The organism is Microbacterium trichothecenolyticum, assembly GCF_000956465.1.
Lineage (GTDB): Bacteria > Actinomycetota > Actinomycetes > Actinomycetales > Microbacteriaceae > Microbacterium > Microbacterium trichothecenolyticum.
Map to the genome: position 1 here is coordinate 154,067 of NZ_JYJA01000039.1, position 15,430 is coordinate 169,496.

Here is a 15,430-nt window from a genome sequence, read left to right on the forward strand (position 1 = left end):
TGCTGAGGTCCGGTGGGACAGATCGTCCGGGCTTGTGTAACGGTCAGGAAACCGCGGCGTTTCCGAGGTCGTACGACGCGGAGGGGTGGGTGCCTCGCTCCCGCGCGACACTTCGTCCGCCGGGCATCGTGATCAAAGCGTGCTGGAACCGCGGTTCAGCAGGGCCGGCACCCAGGCTCAGCGCTGGCAGGTCGGACACCAGAACACGATGCGCTCGCGCGTCGGATCGGCGCCCAGGCTGCCACCCCGGATCAGCGTGCCGCAGCGGCGACATGGTCGGCCCTCGCGGCGGTAGACCCAGGTCGTCCGGCCGGGGCGGGCGTCGCCGGTGAATGTGCGATCGCTGCGGTCGCGGTTGGCGCGTATCATGCGGGATCCGAGGTCCACGAGGGACGCGGCATCCGTCTCGCTCGCCGGCGTCGTCGGGAGGACGCCGCGGACGAACAGGATCTCGTTGACGTACTCGTTCCCGAAGCCGGCGACGTTGCGCTGGTCCTGCAGCGCGACGTGCACGGCACGGCTGTCGGCGGCGAGGTTCTGCGCCGCCGCCGCCGGGTCCCACGCGTCGGAGAGGGGATCCGGGCCCAGATAGCCGACGAGCTCGTCCTCGGCGGTCGTCGGCACGACCCTGATGTCGGCGAGGTCGAACCCCACGGTCTCCCACTCGGTGCCGTCAGGGGCGTGGGCGCCGATGACCGCCCGAGCCCGGAACCCCGGCGCCCGCCAGCGCTCGCCGCGGCGGTACACGTGCCACTCGCCCTCCATCTTGAGGTGCGTGTGGAGCGTCCACGGCCCGATGCGGTGCAGGAGGTGCTTGCCGCGCGCGACGACGTCATGGACGACGTCGCCGGTGAGGTCGACCGTCGCCGCCTGCGGGACGCGGAGCTCGAACCGCGTCACGGTCGCGCCGGCCAGCGCGGTGTTCAGTCGGCGGGCTGCCCGGAAGACGCTGTCGCCCTCAGGCACGGGCGCCCGCCCTGCCATCCGGCCCCTGAGCGCCTCCTGGTCCCTGAGCCTGTCGCAGGGCGTCGCCCGCAGTGAGACGGCGCAGCGTCAGTCCGCGCGGCGACTCGACGAATCCGGCATCGCGAAGCGTCTTGCCCACATACGTGCCGTACACGAACGCGCCGTTCACCTGCTCGATCGTGAGGGTGTCGAGGCGCCGCGCACGAGCCGTCGCCGCGAGGTCGCGGGTGGCGGCGGCCAGGGCCGCTTCGTCGCCCGTGAAGGCGAGGGCGGATTTCCCCCCACGCTCGAGGTACAGCGTGAGCGCGCCGTCGACTAACACGACGAGGGCACCCGCCTTGCGACCGGGGCGATGCGAGACGCCCTCCAGCGCCGGCCACGCGAGGGCGGCGCCGTAGGGGTTCGCGGGGTCTGTGGCCGCCAGCGTGACCGCCCGCAGCGGCGGCGGGTCGGAGAGCCCTGCGAACTCGCGGAGCCGGTCGACGGTGGCCGAGGCCGCGAACTGCGCGGCGCCCAGTTTCTCGATCACGTAGCCGCGACGGCAGTGGCCCGCTTCCTCGAACCCCGCGAGCACGCGATAGGTCTGGGCGAACCCGCCTGGCACGCCCTCCGACTGCACCGCGCCGCGCGTCACGACGCCGTACCGGTCGAGCAGCAGGCTCGCCGTCGCGGTAGCTCGCAGCGCGGCGTCGGGCTCGGCGGCGGGCAGTACCGACCATCGTCCGCCGATCGCCGGAGGACGCGCGGGGACGGATGCTGCCACCGCCCGCACCGCGGCACCCCGATAGAGCCGTGCCCGGGGTGTGCGGCGGCTCACGCGATGGGCCTGCGAACCGCCCGATACGAGTGCCCTGACCGGCGCGAAGGTGTCGTTGGTCACAAGACCCGCCCACGTCAGTCGCCACAGCGCGTCGACGACGGACTGCTCGTTCTCGGCGCCGGTGGCCTGCCGCAGCTGCGCGGCGAAGTACGCCCCGCCGCCGCCGAGCGCCGCGAGCAGCTGCGCGTCGAGCGAGCCGGGTGCGGTCTCGACGAGCGCGTCGGCAGCGCCGAGCGTCAGCGGGGCAGAATCGGCGAGGTGCAGGGCGATCCAGCCGTCGCGGCCGGGGAGGCTGCCGTGCCCGGACCACACCACCTCGCCGGTGGCGGTGAGCTCGTCGAGCATGCCCGGCGTGTAGTCCGCGACGCGGGCGGGTAGGACGAGCGACTCCCACGCGCTCGCGGGGATCGGCACGCCCGCGAGCTGCTCGACGACCGCGGCGACGCCGTCGATCCCCTCGAGCGGTCGCGTCACGTGCTGCCACACCGGGAGGAACCGCGCGTACGCCTGCTGCGGCACGGGCTCTACGCTGCCGCGGATCGCCGCGAGCGAGCGCATGCGAAGGCGGCGGAGCACCTCGGTGTCGCACCACTCGGCCTCGTCTGCGCGCGCGGTCGTCGACGACTCCGGAAGGAAGAATCCGCTCGTCACGCGTCCCTGTGACTCGAGTCGCTGAAGCGTGAGTCGCGCGACCGCCACACCGATGCCCAGGCGGTCGGCCGCGGCATCCGCCGTGAAAGGTCCGTGCGTGCGTGCGTAGCGGGCCAGGAGGTCGCCGAGCGGGTCGGCCACCGGCTCGAGGAACGCGGTGGGGATGCCGACCGGCAGGGGGGCGCCGAGGGCATCGCGCAACCGCCCCGCGTCTTCGATCGCGGCGACGCGCGTGATGCCCGCGATGGTCACCGGGATCGCACGCCGCGCCGAGATGAGGGCGTCGAGGAGATCGGACGCCTCGACCTCAGGGCTCGGGTCGAGGCGGGCGGCGACGTCGGCCGCGTCGAGCGGACCGAGCAGACGCAGGAGGTCGGCGACGCCCTCGAGCCCCCGGGCGCGGCGCTCGGGGTCGAGGCGCTGGGCCTCGCGCTCGAACTGTGCGATCACGTCGGGGTCGAGCAGCTCCCGCATCTCGACCTTGCCGAGCAGCTCGGACAGGAGGGCGGGGTCGACGGAGAGCGCCGCCGCGCGGCGCTCGGCGAGCGGCGAGTCGCCCTCGTACATGAACGCGCCGACGTAGCCGAAGAGGAGGTCGCGCGCGAACGGCGAGGGCTGGGCGGGCTCGGTCTCGATGAGCCGGATGCGCCGCTCGCCGATCCCGCGCATGAGGCGCAGGAGGGACGGCACGTCGTAGACGTCCTGCAGAACCTCGCGGAGGGTCTCGAGGATGATCGGGAACGTCGGGTAGCGGCGCGCGACCTCGAGCAGCTGCGCCGATCGCTGCCGTTGCTGCCACAGCGGCGTGCGCTTGCCGGGGTTGCGGCGCGGCATCAGCAGCGCGCGGGCTGCGCACTCGCGGAACCGGGAGGCGAACAGCGCCGAGCCGCCGACCTCCTCGGTCACGATGTGGTCGAGCTCGTCGGGATCGAAGACGAAGAGATCCGCGCCCGGTGGCTCGGCGGTGGCATCCGGAATCCGCGCGATGATCCCGTCGTCGCTCGCGACCGCCGATCCGTCGATGCCCAGCCGCTCACGGATGCGGGCATTGACCGCGAGCGCCCACGGCGCGTGCACCTGCATCCCATACGGCGAGTGCAGGATCACGCGCCAGTCGCCGACCTCGTCCCGCCCCCGTTCGACGGTGAGCTGACGATCGGTAGGGAGCGTGCCCGTGGCTTCGCGCTGCTCGGCCAGATACGCCAGCAGGTTGTCTTGTGCGAACTCGTCGAGGCCGGCCTCGCGCAGCCGAGACTCGGCCTTGTCGGGCTTCGCCGCCGACACCTCCCGCGAGAACTTGCCGAGCGCCTCGCCGAGCTCGGCCGGACGGCCGATTCCGTCGCCGTGCCAGAAGGGCACCTTGCCGGGCTGTCCGAACGCGGGCAGCACGTTGACGCGGTCATGGGTGATCTCGACGATGCGCCAGCTCGTGGTGCCCAGGGTGAAGACGTCGTTGACGCGCGACTCGTAGACCATCTCCTCATCCAGCTCGCCCACCCGCGCGTTCTGGGATTCGCCCGCGATGAAGACGCCGAAGAGGCCGCGGTCGGGGATCGTCCCGCCGCTCGTCACGGCGATGTGCTGGGCGCCCGGACGCCCTGTGAGCACTCCGAGGTCGCGATCCCAGATGACGCGGGGGCGCAGCTCGGCGAACTCGTCGGACGGGAACCTGCCGGCGATGAGATCGAGCGTCGCCTCGTAGGCCGACCTGGGAAGCGAGCGGAACGGCGCGCTGCGCTTGAGCGTCTCGTACCAGCCCTCGACGTCGACGGGGCCGATCGCGGCGGCGGCGACCGTCTGCTGGGCGAGGATGTCGAGCGGGTTCTGCGGGATCGCGATCGCCTCGATCTGACCCGCGAGCATGCGTTCGGTCACGATCGCGGTGTGCAGCACGTCGCCGCGGTGCTTCGGGAAGAGGGCGGCCCGGCTCACCTCGCCGACCTGGTGGCCGGCGCGGCCGATGCGCTGGAGGCCCGAAGCCGCGCTCGGCGGGGCCTCGACCTGGATCACGAGGTCGACCGCCCCCATGTCGATGCCGAGCTCGAGGCTCGATGTCGCGACCACGCAGCGCAGGACGCCGGACTTCAGCTCCTCTTCGACCTGCGCCCGCTGCTCCTTCGACACGGAGCCGTGGTGCGCCTTCGCCAGCACCGGTTCTGCGCCTGCGGTCGCGCCGGCCTGCGCCATCATCGCGGCGGGAACCGTCTGATCGGGGAGGTCGAGGCCGAGGCGCTCGGAGTAGATCTCGTTCAGCCGGCCCGTGAGCCGCTCGGCGAGACGCCTCGAATTGCAGAACACGATCGTCGAGCGGTGCAGCAGGATGCGATCGACGATTGCCTCTTCGACGTGGGGCCAGACCGACCCCGTCATCTCCGTCTCGCCGGCCCCGGAGGCCCGCGGTCTCGATCCCGAGGACTGTCCGTCGGCGAACCAGTCCTCGTCGATCGGCTCTTCGGCCGTGGCGCCCGGCTCTTCCCATGCGCCGTCGCCGTCGGAGCCGAACGGGCTCGGCGGCGGAGGCGGGTTCAGCATGTCTCCGATGGGCACGACGACCTTCATGTCGAAGGCCTTGCTCGCGCGCGGTGCCACGATCTCGACGGGCTCTGCACCGCCGAGGAACCGCGCCACTTCATCGATCGGGCGCACGGTCGCCGACAGGCCGATGCGCTGCGCGGGTGGAGCATCGGGTGCGAACGAGCGTCGCAGCGCGTCGAGACGCTCCATGCTCACAGCCAGGTGAGCTCCGCGCTTGGTGGCCGCGACGGCGTGCACCTCGTCGACGATCACGGTGTGGACGTCGCGCAGCGTCTCGCCCGCGCGGCTCGTGAGCATGAGGTACAGCGACTCGGGGGTCGTGATGAGGATGTCGGGCGGCGTCTGCACGAGCTTGCGCCGGTCGCCCGCGGGGGTGTCGCCCGACCGCACGCCGACGGTGACGTCGGGAACGCTGAGGCCGAGGCGCCGCGCGGACTGCCCGATCCCGACAAGCGGCGACCGGAGATTGCGCTCCACGTCGACGCCGAGGGCCTTGAGAGGGGAGATGTAGAGGATCCGGGTGGCGGGGGCCGTAGCATCCCGTCGCTTCTTCTTGCCCTCGGGTGCCGGCGACGCCGGGCCCTTGTCGTGGAAGACGCGGTCGATCGCCCAGAGGAATGCCGACAGCGTCTTGCCCGAACCGGTCGGCGCGACGACGAGCGCATGCTTGCCGGCGGAGATCGCCTCCCACGCGCCCTTCTGCGCGTCGGTCGGGGCATGGAAGGCGCCGCGGAACCAGTCCTGCGTGGCAGGACCGAACCGCTCGAGGACGTCGCCCATCCCTCCATCTTCGTCGTGATCGCCGACATCGGGCCAGGTTCCGTCCAGGACCGTCGCGTAGGCTCCCTGCGTGCGTGCACCCCCGGCACGCGCTCACCGCCGAGGACCGTGATGGAATCGATGCCCTCGAGCGAGCCCACGGCCCCGGCTCCGCTCACCCGCCGCACCAGCCCGGCGCTCGCCGACCGGTCGTGGATGCGTTCTCGACGCGTGCAGACCTTCGGGCTCGGCGCCCTCTGCGGCGCCTTGGGGCTCTCGCTCGTGGTCGTCGTCACCACCATCCTCGGAGCGTCGCAGAATCAGGCACCCCTGCTGCCGGCCGGCCCTGCGCCCGTCTCGGAGCCCGGACCCCCGGCATCCGTCCCCGCCACGCCGTCGCCGTCCTCGACACCGACGGACGAGCCGGTCCAGGACGCGGATGCCGAGCCCGAGGCCCCTGTCGAGCAGCCGGTTGTCGCGGTCCCTGCGCCTGCGCCTGCGCCTGAGCCCACCCCGACCCAGCCTCCGGCCGAGGAGTCCACGGGCAATGCTGGCAACAGCGCGAATGCGCCGGGTCAGCTCAAGAAGAAGCCCTGAGCGTCTGAGTCAGCGCTCGTCAGGCAGAAGGATCCAGAGCAGCAGGTACATCAGGATCGAGACGCCGAAGAACACGGTCGAGCCGATCCAGAGGACACGCACCGGCACCACGCTGCATCCGAAGCGGTCGGCGATGCCCTGGCAGACTCCGGCGATCATGCGCCCTTTCAGCGGGCGGACCAGGCGATGCATGCGTTCATCATGGCCTGGCGCTCCCGACCGCACCAGGGGTCAGCGCTCGGAGGGCACCAGGATCCAGAGCAGGATGTAGATCCACAGCGACAGGCCGAAGAAGACGACCGCGATCAGGGTCAGGATGCGCACGAGGGTGACGTTCCACCCGAAGCGGTTGGCGATGGCGGCGCAGACGCCGGCGATCCATCGGCCTTGCTGAGGTCGCACGAGTGAATTCATGCGTCCATCCTGCTCGCCTCGACGCGCGACCGCACGGGTGCGAGCCCCCCGCTTCGCGCGGGGGCCAGGCCCCCCGCTTCGCGCGGGGGCCAGGCCGCGCTCACCGTCCGCCGTTCCGGAGACGACGGTCCCCACGCCCTCTCCAGGCGCCGCCGGCGCGGCGCCTGGAGCCTCGGGGCGCGTGGGCCCGGCCGCGACCGGGTGTCAGCGCTCGGTGAGCGTGCCGTCTCTGTCGAGCTCGAGGACGAGGTTCACTCCGATGCGCTCGAGGAACGCGTCGTCATGGCTCACCACCAGCACCGCACCGCGGTAAGCCGCGATCGCGTCGACGAGCTGGTCGACCGTGTCGAGGTCGAGGTTGTTCGTCGGCTCGTCGAACACGAGCAGCTGCGGCGGCGGATCGGCGAGCATGAGCCGCGCGAGCGCGACCCGGAAGCGCTCGCCGCCCGACAGCGTCCCGACCGGGCGCTCGACCGCGGCCCCTCGGATGAGGAACCGCGCGAGCCGGTTGCGCAGCTCGACGATCGTCACACTCGGCGCCGACGGCGCGACGTTCTCGAGCACGGACGCCGCATCGTCGAGTCCGTCCACGCGCTGCGGCAGGTACCCGACCCGGTCGGTGTGCAGCTCACCACGTACCGAATTCAGGATCGGTTCGTCCGGCGCCTGCGGCCCCCGCGCAATTCCGGGGGTGTCCGCACCGGAGGCGTCCACCGATCCTGAATCGGGTACGACAGCAGCGACGGGAGCGACCAGCTTCTCGAGCAGCGTCGTCTTGCCCGCGCCGTTCGGCCCGATCAGCGCGACCCGCTCGGGGCCCTGGACGATCCACGAGCGCTCGCCGTCGCCGAGGGTGGCGATGCGGCGGCCCGCGGGCACGCCGGGGTCCGGCAGGTCGATCTTCACGATGTCGTCGTCGCGCACGCGGCGTTCCGCGGCATCGAGCGCTTCCCGGGCGGATGCCTCGCGGTCGGCCTTCTCGCCGCGCAGCTTGCCCGCCGACACCTGGGCGGCCATGCGGCGCCCGTTCGCGACGATCTTCGGCACGCGCTTCTCGTCGAACGCCTTCTGCCCCATCGCGGCGCGGCGCGAGATGGTCGTCTCGGCCTCGATGCGCTGGCGCTTCTCGCGCTTGACCGCCTGGCGCGCGGCGCGCTCGGCATCGCGGGCGGCGCCCTGCTCGGCATCCAGCCACGCCCGCCACTCGGAATACGGGCCGCCGAAGACCGACAGCGTGTTCGCGTAGAGCTCGGCGGTGTCGTCCATCAACTCCAGGAGCGACGTGTCGTGGCTGACCACGATCAGCGCACCACGCCACGAGCGCACCATGTCGTGCAGCCGCGCCCTGGCTTCCCGGTCGAGGTTGTTGGTGGGCTCGTCCAGCAGCGCGATCGACGCACCACGCAGCCGGATGCCGGCGATCGCGGTCAGAACCGCCTCGCCGCCCGACAGCTGCCCGACGCTGCGGTCGAGCATGTCGGGGGCGAGGCCGGCTTCGGCGAGCGCCGCGTGTGCGCGCGCCTCGATATCCCAGTCGGAGCCGACCGCGTCGAAGTGGCGCGGGTCGGCGTCGCCGGACTCGATGGCGCGCAGCGCCCGGAGCGTGTCGCCGACGCCGAGCAGGTCGGCGACGGGCCGGTCGACGTCGAGCGTCAGGCGCTGCGGAAGGTACGCAGCATCCGTCGCCCCTGCGATGTGACCGCCGGAGAGCGTGAGCTCGCCGGCGATGAGCCGCAGGAGCGTGGACTTGCCTGAGCCGTTCCGGCCGACGAGACCGGTGCGGCCCGTGCCGAACGATCCGGAGACATCTGAGAGCGCGGCGGTGCCGTCGGGCCACGCGAACGAGACGCGGTCGAGGACGATGGCAGGGGTGAGGGTGTGAGCGGGCATGAGGCCTCCTGTGTCAGACGTGCGCTGACACCGAGGGCCGCAGAGCGCCGCCCGGACGTGCCGGGGCGGGGCGAAGAAGCGGCGGATCGACGGCAGCGCGAAATGTTCCAGCGCTGGCGCGTCGAGAGTCGACGGAGCAGCGCGATTACAGCGCGGTCGCGTCGATCAGCTTCAAGGGAGTTCCTCACGGAGGGGACAAGGCCGTCAGCCACCATAGCCGACATCCCTGGGCAGGGCCAGGGTTTCGACTCGCAGGCTCGCTCAGCGACCGGGGGCGTCCGTGCGTTCTTCGAGCTGCTTGTCGAGGAAGATGCGCACGTCGTCGAGCTCCTGCTCCGAGACGCTGTGCGTGAGACCGGGGTAGACGCGGCCGCTGAGGTCGACGCGTTCGGGCAGCCATTGTGTCGTGTGCTCCACGAGGAAGCCCGGGATGACGTCGTCGTTCGTGCCCCTGCCCCAGAACACGGGCGGTCGCCGCTCGGCCAGCTCAGCGTCCTTCGGCAGGTCGCCGGGAGTCACGTAGCCCGACAGGTTCACGGCGAACGAGAACCGTTGGGGCGCGAGCCGCATCGCCTGCAGCGACACCGCTGCGCCTTGCGAGAAACCGAGAAGACCGACGGATGCTGCGTCCCCTGCGTGTGCATCGACCCAGGCGATCACGGCCTCGGCCGCGCGCGTGACGTGGGAGGGGTCGCGGCCGTCCAGGCCGTCGATCGGGTACCAGGAGCGACCGGGCGCCGGCCACGGCGGAACGAGCGGAGCGGCAAGGCTCGCGACCGCGAAGGCGTCGGGAAGATAGCCGCGCAGGGGATAGAGGTCGTGTTCGTCGGCCCCGTAGCCGTGCAGGAGAAGGAGGAGGTGGCGTCCTGCGAGCGCCGACCGCTCGGTCGACCACAGCACGGCGTCGGCGTCGAGGACGAGCGCTTCCGGCATGTCCTCATCCTGGCACGCGGGGCCGACACGGCCGAGGTGGGAACAGCGGTCCTCGTCGCGGGTGGGTCGCGCGGGGTATACAGGAGGCATGTCCGTGCGCACTCCCGACCCCGAGCCTGCGGGCGACGAGCCGTTCGGCCCGCCTGCCGGCAACATCTCGAACCCTGCGTGGCTGAGCGACATCGAGCTCGAGGAGGCTCGCCGCCGCCTGCCCATGCTCTACGTCGAGGGCGTTCCGGTGCGCACCGACGGCATGGGACAGGTCACGCAGGTCGGCATCCTGCTGCGGGCGACCCCCATCGGCGAGATCTCGCGCACCATCGTGTCGGGTCGTGTGCGGTACGGTGAGACCGTCCGCGACGCGCTGTTCCGGCACCTCGAGAACGACCTGGGGCCGATGGCGTTCCCGATGCTGCCGCCGCAGCCGACGCCCTTCACGGTCGCCGAGTACTTCCCGCTCCCGGGCGTGAGCGCCTACCACGACGACCGCCAGCACGCCGTGTCGCTCGCCTTCGTCGTCCCCGTCACCGGCACGTGCGAGCCGCGTCAGGACGCGCTCGAGGTGACCTGGCTGACGCCGGAGGAGGCGGCATCCGATGCCCTCTCCGCGGAGATGGAGGGCGGACGCGGAACCCTCGTGCGCATGGCGCTCGCAAGCGTCGGCGCGCTGCGCTGACTCTCCCGCATCCGCCGGGATCCCGCCCTCGCGCGGTGTCCCCGCCCGCGCATAGGCTCGCAGGGTGACTCTCGCACCCCTGCCGTTCCCGTCCGACTCCGCCGGCTGGGCGGCCTTCGCGAGCGAGCGCCCCGCCGATCGCATCGCCCGCGTGCACGAGATCGACGCACGCCTGACCTCTGAGGCAGAGCTGTCCACCGCGGCTCGCCTCGAGCTCTGGAACGACGCCGACATCGCGCTGGCAGAGGCCCTCAGCGAGGCCTACGTCGTGAGCGAGGCGCACCCTGACTCCGAGGTGCGCGAGATCGCGGAGTCGCAGGTGCAGGCGGTCGAGTCGCTGTCGGCGGCGCGCCTTCTGAATCGCGAGCTGTGGAGTTCGTTCGCGGATGCCTCGACCGACGGCCTCGACGAAGACCAGGCGCGTCTGCTCTCGCACCTGCTGCGCGACTTCCGCCGGGGAGGCGTCGAGCTCGACGAGGCTGACCGTGAGCGCGCCCGGCATCTGGCCGACCGCGACACCGCGCTGTCGCTGGCGTTCTCGCGCAACATCCGCGACGGGCGCCGCGAGATCACCGTCCCGGCGGAGGGTCTCGCCGGGATGCCGCAGGACTTCATCGACGCCCACCCCGCCGATGCGCACGGACTCGTCACCCTGTCGACCGATTACCCCGACCTCATGCCGACCCGCGACTACGCGCACGACCGTGCGACCCGAGTCGCGCTCGTGAGCGCCTACAACGACCTCGCATGGCCCGAGAACGACGCGATCCTCGCCGAGCTGCTCGACGTGCGCGCCGAGCGCGCCCGTCTGCTCGGCTACGCCGACTGGGCCGGCTACGAGACCGAGACCCGCATGATCGGGTCCGGGGCCGAGATCCCGGCATTCCTCTCGCGGCTCGACGACGCATCCCGGCCGGCGACCGATGCCGAGTACCCGATCCTGCTCGAACGCCTGCGCCGTGACATCCCCGATGCCGACGTCGTGTCGATCGCCGACTTCTGGTACCTGCTCGGGGCGATCAAGCGCGAGCAGTACGACGTCGACGCGCAGCTCGTCCGCTCGTACTTCCCGTTCGAGCGCGTCGTCGAGGGCGTGCTGGACGTCACCGGGCGCCTGCTCGATGTCGAGTACGTACCTGTCGACGTGCCCGCGTGGCACAGCGACGTGCAGTCCTTCGATGTGGTGCGGGGCGCCGATCGCCTCGGGCGCATCCACCTCGACCTGCACCCGCGCGAGGGCAAGTTCAGCCACGCGGCGTGCTTCCCGCTCGCTCCGGGGGTCGCCGGACGCGTGCTCCCCGAAGCGGCGCTGCTGTGCAACTTCTCGCGTGGACTGCTCGAGCACGACGAGGTCGTGACCTTCTTCCACGAGTTCGGGCACCTCGTGCACGACATCCTCGGGGGCCGACAGCGCTTCGCCCGCTTCAGCGGGGTCGCGACCGAGTGGGATTTCGTCGAGGCGCCCAGCCAACTCCTCGAGGAGTGGGCGTGGGACGCCGATGTCCTGGCGTCGTTCAGCGCGAACGCCGACGGCGAGCCGATCCCGGCCGACCTCGTGGCACGCATGCGCACCGCCGACGCATTCGGCCGCGCGCTCGAGGTGCGCCGCCAGCTGGGCCACGCCAGCGTGTCGTACCACCTGCACGTCGACCGGCCCGCAGACCTGCAGGCCGAGACGGAGCGGCTGTACGCGGCATCCAGCCCTGTCCAGCCGCTGGGCGGACTGCACTCGTATGCCGGATTCGGACACCTCACGGGCTACGGCGCCTGCTACTACACGTACCAGTGGAGCCTCGTGATCGCGCGCGATCTGCTGAGCGGTTTCGAGGCCGGATTGATGGACCCCGAGACCGCACGTCGCTACCGCACGGAGGTGCTGGAACGGGGCGGATCGCGGGACGCGCGAGACCTCGTCGAAGCGTTCCTGGGGCGTCCGTCGTCGTTCGACGCGTACCGCGAGTGGCTCGCGGGCGAATGACCGGCGGTTCCGCGTTTCGCGGGCATCCTTTCAGAGAGTAGGGTTCTGCTACCCGATCTGCAGATTCGGTGCGCCATGTCCCCCCCAAGGTGTCGTGTCTGTCAGGGTGCGTTCGCTTCTCTTCGTCGGTCTGGGGCCGAGCCGGAAAGGCGCGTGCACAGCCGCTCCTGCCCGACGACACCGCGCGATCTTGAACCGGAGCTTCGATGTCCGACCACCAGCCCGTCCCTGCCGTCAGCAACGGTCCGGAGGAATCCTCCTTCGAGAGCCTCCTCGGGGCGACCTCGTCACCGACCGTGGTCGCCGGCTTCACGACGTCCTTCCGCGGGTACGACCGTGATGAGGTCGACGCCGCCATCGCGCGACTGGACACCATGGCGCGCGCGGCCAAAGACGAGGCCGCGCAGCTCAAGCAGCACCAGCGTCGAGCCGGCGCCGCCGTGGCGCAGAGTCGCGCGAAGGCGGAGCGGCTCGAAGCGGAGCTGCAGGCGGCTGCCGAGGCGCGAGAGGCCGAGGTCGATGCCGCCATCGCTGCGCGTCTCTCGGAGATCGACGCCACTCTCGCCGCCCGCGACGCGGAGATCGAGCGCCTCGAGGCGGCTCTCGCCGAGGCTGAGCAGTCGCGCCGGGCCGACCTCGAGCGCGTCGTGGCCGAGGCATCCGCCGCCCGCGAAGAAGAGGGCGACGCCGTCCAGCGACTGCAGGGTGAGCTCGAGCTCGCGAACGCCAAGATCGCCGACGCCGAGCAGCGGGTGCAGACTCTCAGCGACGAGCTCGTCGGCGCGACCACGGAGTCGCCCAACCGTCAGCAGTTCGAAGAGGTGCTGCGCGTCGCCGAGGACCAGGCGAGCCTGCTCATCCGCAACGCGACGATCCAGGGCGACCGTCTGCTCGAGGCCGCTCGCGAAGAGATCGCGACCCGCCGCGCCTCCGCGCAGGCCGAGGCCGACGGCATCGTCTCGCAGGCCCAGCACGACGCCCAGCAGATCCGGCTGAAGATCGACACCGAGCTCACGGCGCACGAGGCGCGCCTCGAGCGCGAGGCGGCGCATGCGGCCGAGAAGGTGTCGCAGGCGGAGCGCGAGGCCGCCGCCATCCGCTCCGAGGCCGAGAAGGGCGCGGCAGTGCTGCGCTCGACGGTCGCCCGCGAGACCGCCCGCGACCGCGCCGAGGCCGAGGAGACGGTGCGCGAGCTGCGTCTGCGCGCCCTCGAGTTCGAGGCATCCCTCACCCGCCGCCAGGATGACGCGCACCAGGAGTTCCTCGTGCTGCACAATCAGGCCGTCGCCCATGCCGAGCGCATCACGCAGGACGCCAACGAGCAGGTGTCGGCGTCGCTCGAGCACGCGCAGCGAGTCTCGGTGAAGGCCGAGGACTTCGAGCGCCTCATGCGGGCCCAGTCGCAGCAGATCGAGGCCGACGCGCAGCTGCGCGCCCGCGAGCACCTCGACCGCGCCCACGTGAAGGCCGAGCGCATCATCGACCTCGTCACCACGCACTCGCAGTCCGTGCTGCGCGATGCCGAGGACCGCACCCGCCAGCTGCGCTGGCAGCAGCACCAGCTCATGAGCTTCATGGCCGAGGTCAAGGAGCTCATCCGCCCCGAGACCCCCCTCGCATCGGCCGAAGACTCTGCCCCGCGCGACGAGGCCGAGACGGACGGCACGGATGCTGCGGCCGCCGCGGACGTCGAGGCTGCGGTCGCCGAGACCGAGGTTGCGGACGGCGAGCGCGCTGAACCCGAGAGCGAGCATGGGGACGGTGAGCAGACCGAGAGCGAGCACGCCGAGGGCGAGCACGGGGACGATGAGCCAGCCGAGGGCGACCACCACGAAGGCGAGCACCACGACGGCTGACCCCGGTCCGTGAGCGCAATGCGCTCCGCGCCCGAACACGAACGCGCCTGACCTTGCGCAAGGTCAGGCGCGTTTCGTCTCTGCGTCTCGATGCGCAAGCTCGCTCGACCGCGTTCCTCGCTCGCTGAGGCGACCGAGGATGCTCGGGTGTGCGGCATCCATCCCACGGCTGCAACAGGTCAACCGCGGTTCTGCAGGAGCGGCTACGGCGCATGCACCTGCAGAAGCCCGGTTGACCTGTTGAGCGGCGACGGCGCCCGGGGTCAGGCGGCCGAGGTCTCGCGGGCGATGGCCGCGAGGAAGGCGTCGATGTCGTTCTCGGAGGTGTCGAAGCTGCACATCCAGCGCACCTCGTTCTTCGCCGCATCCCAGTCGTAGAACTTGAAGGAAGTGCGCAGGCGGTCGGCCACGCCGTCGGGCAGGGTGGCGAAGACGCCGTTCGCCTGCGTCGGCTGGGTGAAGGCGACGCCCGAGATCGACCCGTCGGCCAGGCCCGCCTCGATGCCGGCACGCAGGCGCTGCGCCATCGCGTTGGAGTGCGAGGCGTTGCGCAGCCACAGGTCGCCCTCGAGCAGGGCGAGCAGCTGCGCCGACACGAAGCGCATCTTCGACGCGAGCTGCATGTCGAGCTTGCGGAGGAACTTGAGCCCCGTCGACGCCTCGGGGTTGAGCACCACGACTGCTTCGCCGAGCATCGCACCGTTCTTGGTGCCGCCGAAGCTCAGCACGTCGACGCCGGCGTCCCGCGTGAACGCGCGGAACGGCACGTCGAGGGACGCCGCCGCGTTCGAGATGCGCGAGCCGTCCATGTGCAGGTGCATGCCGAGGCTGTGGGCATGGTCAGCGATCGCGGTGATCTCGTCGACCGTGTACAGCGTGCCGAGCTCGGTCGACTGGGTGATCGACACGGCGAGCGGCTGCGCACGGTGCTCGTCGCCCCAGCCCCACGCTTCGCGGTCGATGAGCTCCGGGGTGAGCTTGCCGTCGTCCGTCGGGACGGTCAGCAGTTTGATGCCGGCCACGCGCTCGGGCGCGCCGCCCTCGTCCACGTTGATGTGCGCCGTGCCGGCCGAGACCACCGCGCCCCAGCGGGGGAGCATCGACTGCAAGCCGACGACGTTCGCGCCGGTGCCGTTGAACACCGGGTACGCCTCGACGCCCTCGCCGAAGTGGCGGGCCATCACTTCCTGCAGACGCTCGGTGTAGACGTCGTCGCCGTACGCGACCTGGTGGCCGTCGTTGGCGGCGGCGATCGCCGCGAGCACTTCGGGGTGGATGCCGGAGTAGTTGTCGCTGGCGAAGCCGCGCAGGTTCGGGTCGTGGATCGTGGTCACGGGTGTCCAATCTAGTTCGCC

General features: G+C 71.6%; 11 protein-coding genes. 4 read left to right on the forward strand and 7 right to left on the reverse strand.

From position 1 onward, the window contains the following. Positions 1–177 precede the first annotated feature (177 nt). Positions 178–966, reverse strand: coding sequence for a DNA-formamidopyrimidine glycosylase family protein (locus tag RS82_RS16385; RefSeq protein WP_045301674.1), 789 nt, complete (start codon positions 964–966; stop codon positions 178–180). Further along, positions 959–5,752 carry an ATP-dependent helicase gene (locus tag RS82_RS16390; protein WP_045301374.1) on the reverse strand — a complete coding sequence of 1,598 codons (4,794 nt, stop codon included), beginning with the start codon at positions 5,750–5,752 and terminating at the stop codon, positions 959–961. The genes RS82_RS16385 and RS82_RS16390 overlap by 8 nt, the downstream gene beginning before the upstream one ends. 111 nt (positions 5,753–5,863) lie before the next feature. Here RS82_RS16390 and RS82_RS16395 point away from each other — a divergent pair, with 111 nt between their 5' ends. Beyond that, positions 5,864–6,328 carry a hypothetical protein gene (locus tag RS82_RS16395; RefSeq protein ID WP_045301376.1) on the forward strand — a complete coding sequence of 155 codons (465 nt, stop codon included), beginning with the start codon at positions 5,864–5,866 and terminating at the stop codon, positions 6,326–6,328. Between the two features lie 9 nt (positions 6,329–6,337). Here RS82_RS16395 and RS82_RS16400 read toward each other — a convergent pair whose 3' ends face one another. The 4 genes from RS82_RS16400 to RS82_RS16415 all read right to left on the reverse strand — a co-directional run bounded on the left by RS82_RS16400 (position 6,338) and on the right by RS82_RS16415 (position 9,565). Beyond that, on the reverse strand, positions 6,338–6,520 hold the full coding sequence (locus RS82_RS16400) for a PspC domain-containing protein (RefSeq protein ID WP_045301378.1): 183 nt from the start codon (positions 6,518–6,520) through the stop codon (positions 6,338–6,340). Between the two features lie 39 nt (positions 6,521–6,559). Then, complete coding sequence (locus RS82_RS16405) at positions 6,560–6,742, reverse strand: PspC domain-containing protein (protein WP_045301380.1); 183 nt, start codon at positions 6,740–6,742, stop codon at positions 6,560–6,562. A 204-nt stretch (positions 6,743–6,946) separates the two neighbouring features. Further along, entirely contained in the window at positions 6,947–8,632 is a 1,686-nt protein-coding gene (locus RS82_RS16410; RefSeq protein WP_045301382.1) for an ABC-F family ATP-binding cassette domain-containing protein, read from the reverse strand. A 261-nt stretch (positions 8,633–8,893) separates the two neighbouring features. Then, a complete protein-coding gene (locus RS82_RS16415) occupies positions 8,894–9,565 on the reverse strand; it encodes an alpha/beta hydrolase (RefSeq protein ID WP_045301384.1) in 672 nt (223 codons plus the stop codon). An 88-nt stretch (positions 9,566–9,653) separates the two neighbouring features. Between RS82_RS16415 and RS82_RS16420 the strand changes: the two genes are divergently transcribed. The 3 genes from RS82_RS16420 to RS82_RS16430 all read left to right on the forward strand — a co-directional run bounded on the left by RS82_RS16420 (position 9,654) and on the right by RS82_RS16430 (position 14,075). Further along, the gene (locus RS82_RS16420) at positions 9,654–10,241 is read left to right on the forward strand and encodes an NUDIX hydrolase family protein (protein ID WP_045301386.1); all 588 of its coding nucleotides are present in this window, start codon (positions 9,654–9,656) and stop codon (positions 10,239–10,241) included. A 64-nt stretch (positions 10,242–10,305) separates the two neighbouring features. Then, the gene (locus RS82_RS16425) at positions 10,306–12,219 is read left to right on the forward strand and encodes a M3 family metallopeptidase (RefSeq protein WP_045301388.1); all 1,914 of its coding nucleotides are present in this window, start codon (positions 10,306–10,308) and stop codon (positions 12,217–12,219) included. Between the two features lie 206 nt (positions 12,220–12,425). Continuing rightward, positions 12,426–14,075, forward strand: a complete 1,650-nt coding sequence (locus RS82_RS16430) for a DivIVA domain-containing protein (RefSeq protein WP_084695712.1) — start codon at positions 12,426–12,428, stop codon at positions 14,073–14,075. A gap of 263 nt (positions 14,076–14,338) precedes the next feature. On the opposite strand, the gene RS82_RS16435 is transcribed toward RS82_RS16430, so the two are convergent. Continuing rightward, on the reverse strand, positions 14,339–15,409 hold the full coding sequence (locus tag RS82_RS16435) for a threonine aldolase family protein (RefSeq protein WP_045301390.1): 1,071 nt from the start codon (positions 15,407–15,409) through the stop codon (positions 14,339–14,341). Between the last annotated feature and the right edge of the window lie 21 nt (positions 15,410–15,430).

What these genes read in the sequence shown, in the direction of transcription:
- RS82_RS16390 (WP_045301374.1), bottom strand. Translation starts at nt 5,752, where the DNA reads ATGGGCGACGTCCTCGAGCGGTTCGGTCCTGCCACGCAGGACTGGTTC.
- RS82_RS16395 (WP_045301376.1), top strand. Translation starts at nt 5,864, where the DNA reads ATGGAATCGATGCCCTCGAGCGAGCCCACGGCCCCGGCTCCGCTCACC.
- RS82_RS16400 (WP_045301378.1), bottom strand. Translation starts at nt 6,520, where the DNA reads ATGCATCGCCTGGTCCGCCCGCTGAAAGGGCGCATGATCGCCGGAGTC.
- RS82_RS16405 (WP_045301380.1), bottom strand. Translation starts at nt 6,742, where the DNA reads ATGAATTCACTCGTGCGACCTCAGCAAGGCCGATGGATCGCCGGCGTC.
- RS82_RS16410 (WP_045301382.1), bottom strand. Translation starts at nt 8,632, where the DNA reads ATGCCCGCTCACACCCTCACCCCTGCCATCGTCCTCGACCGCGTCTCG.
- RS82_RS16415 (WP_045301384.1), bottom strand. Translation starts at nt 9,565, where the DNA reads ATGCCGGAAGCGCTCGTCCTCGACGCCGACGCCGTGCTGTGGTCGACC.
- RS82_RS16420 (WP_045301386.1), top strand. Translation starts at nt 9,654, where the DNA reads ATGTCCGTGCGCACTCCCGACCCCGAGCCTGCGGGCGACGAGCCGTTC.
- RS82_RS16430 (WP_084695712.1), top strand. Translation starts at nt 12,426, where the DNA reads ATGTCCGACCACCAGCCCGTCCCTGCCGTCAGCAACGGTCCGGAGGAA.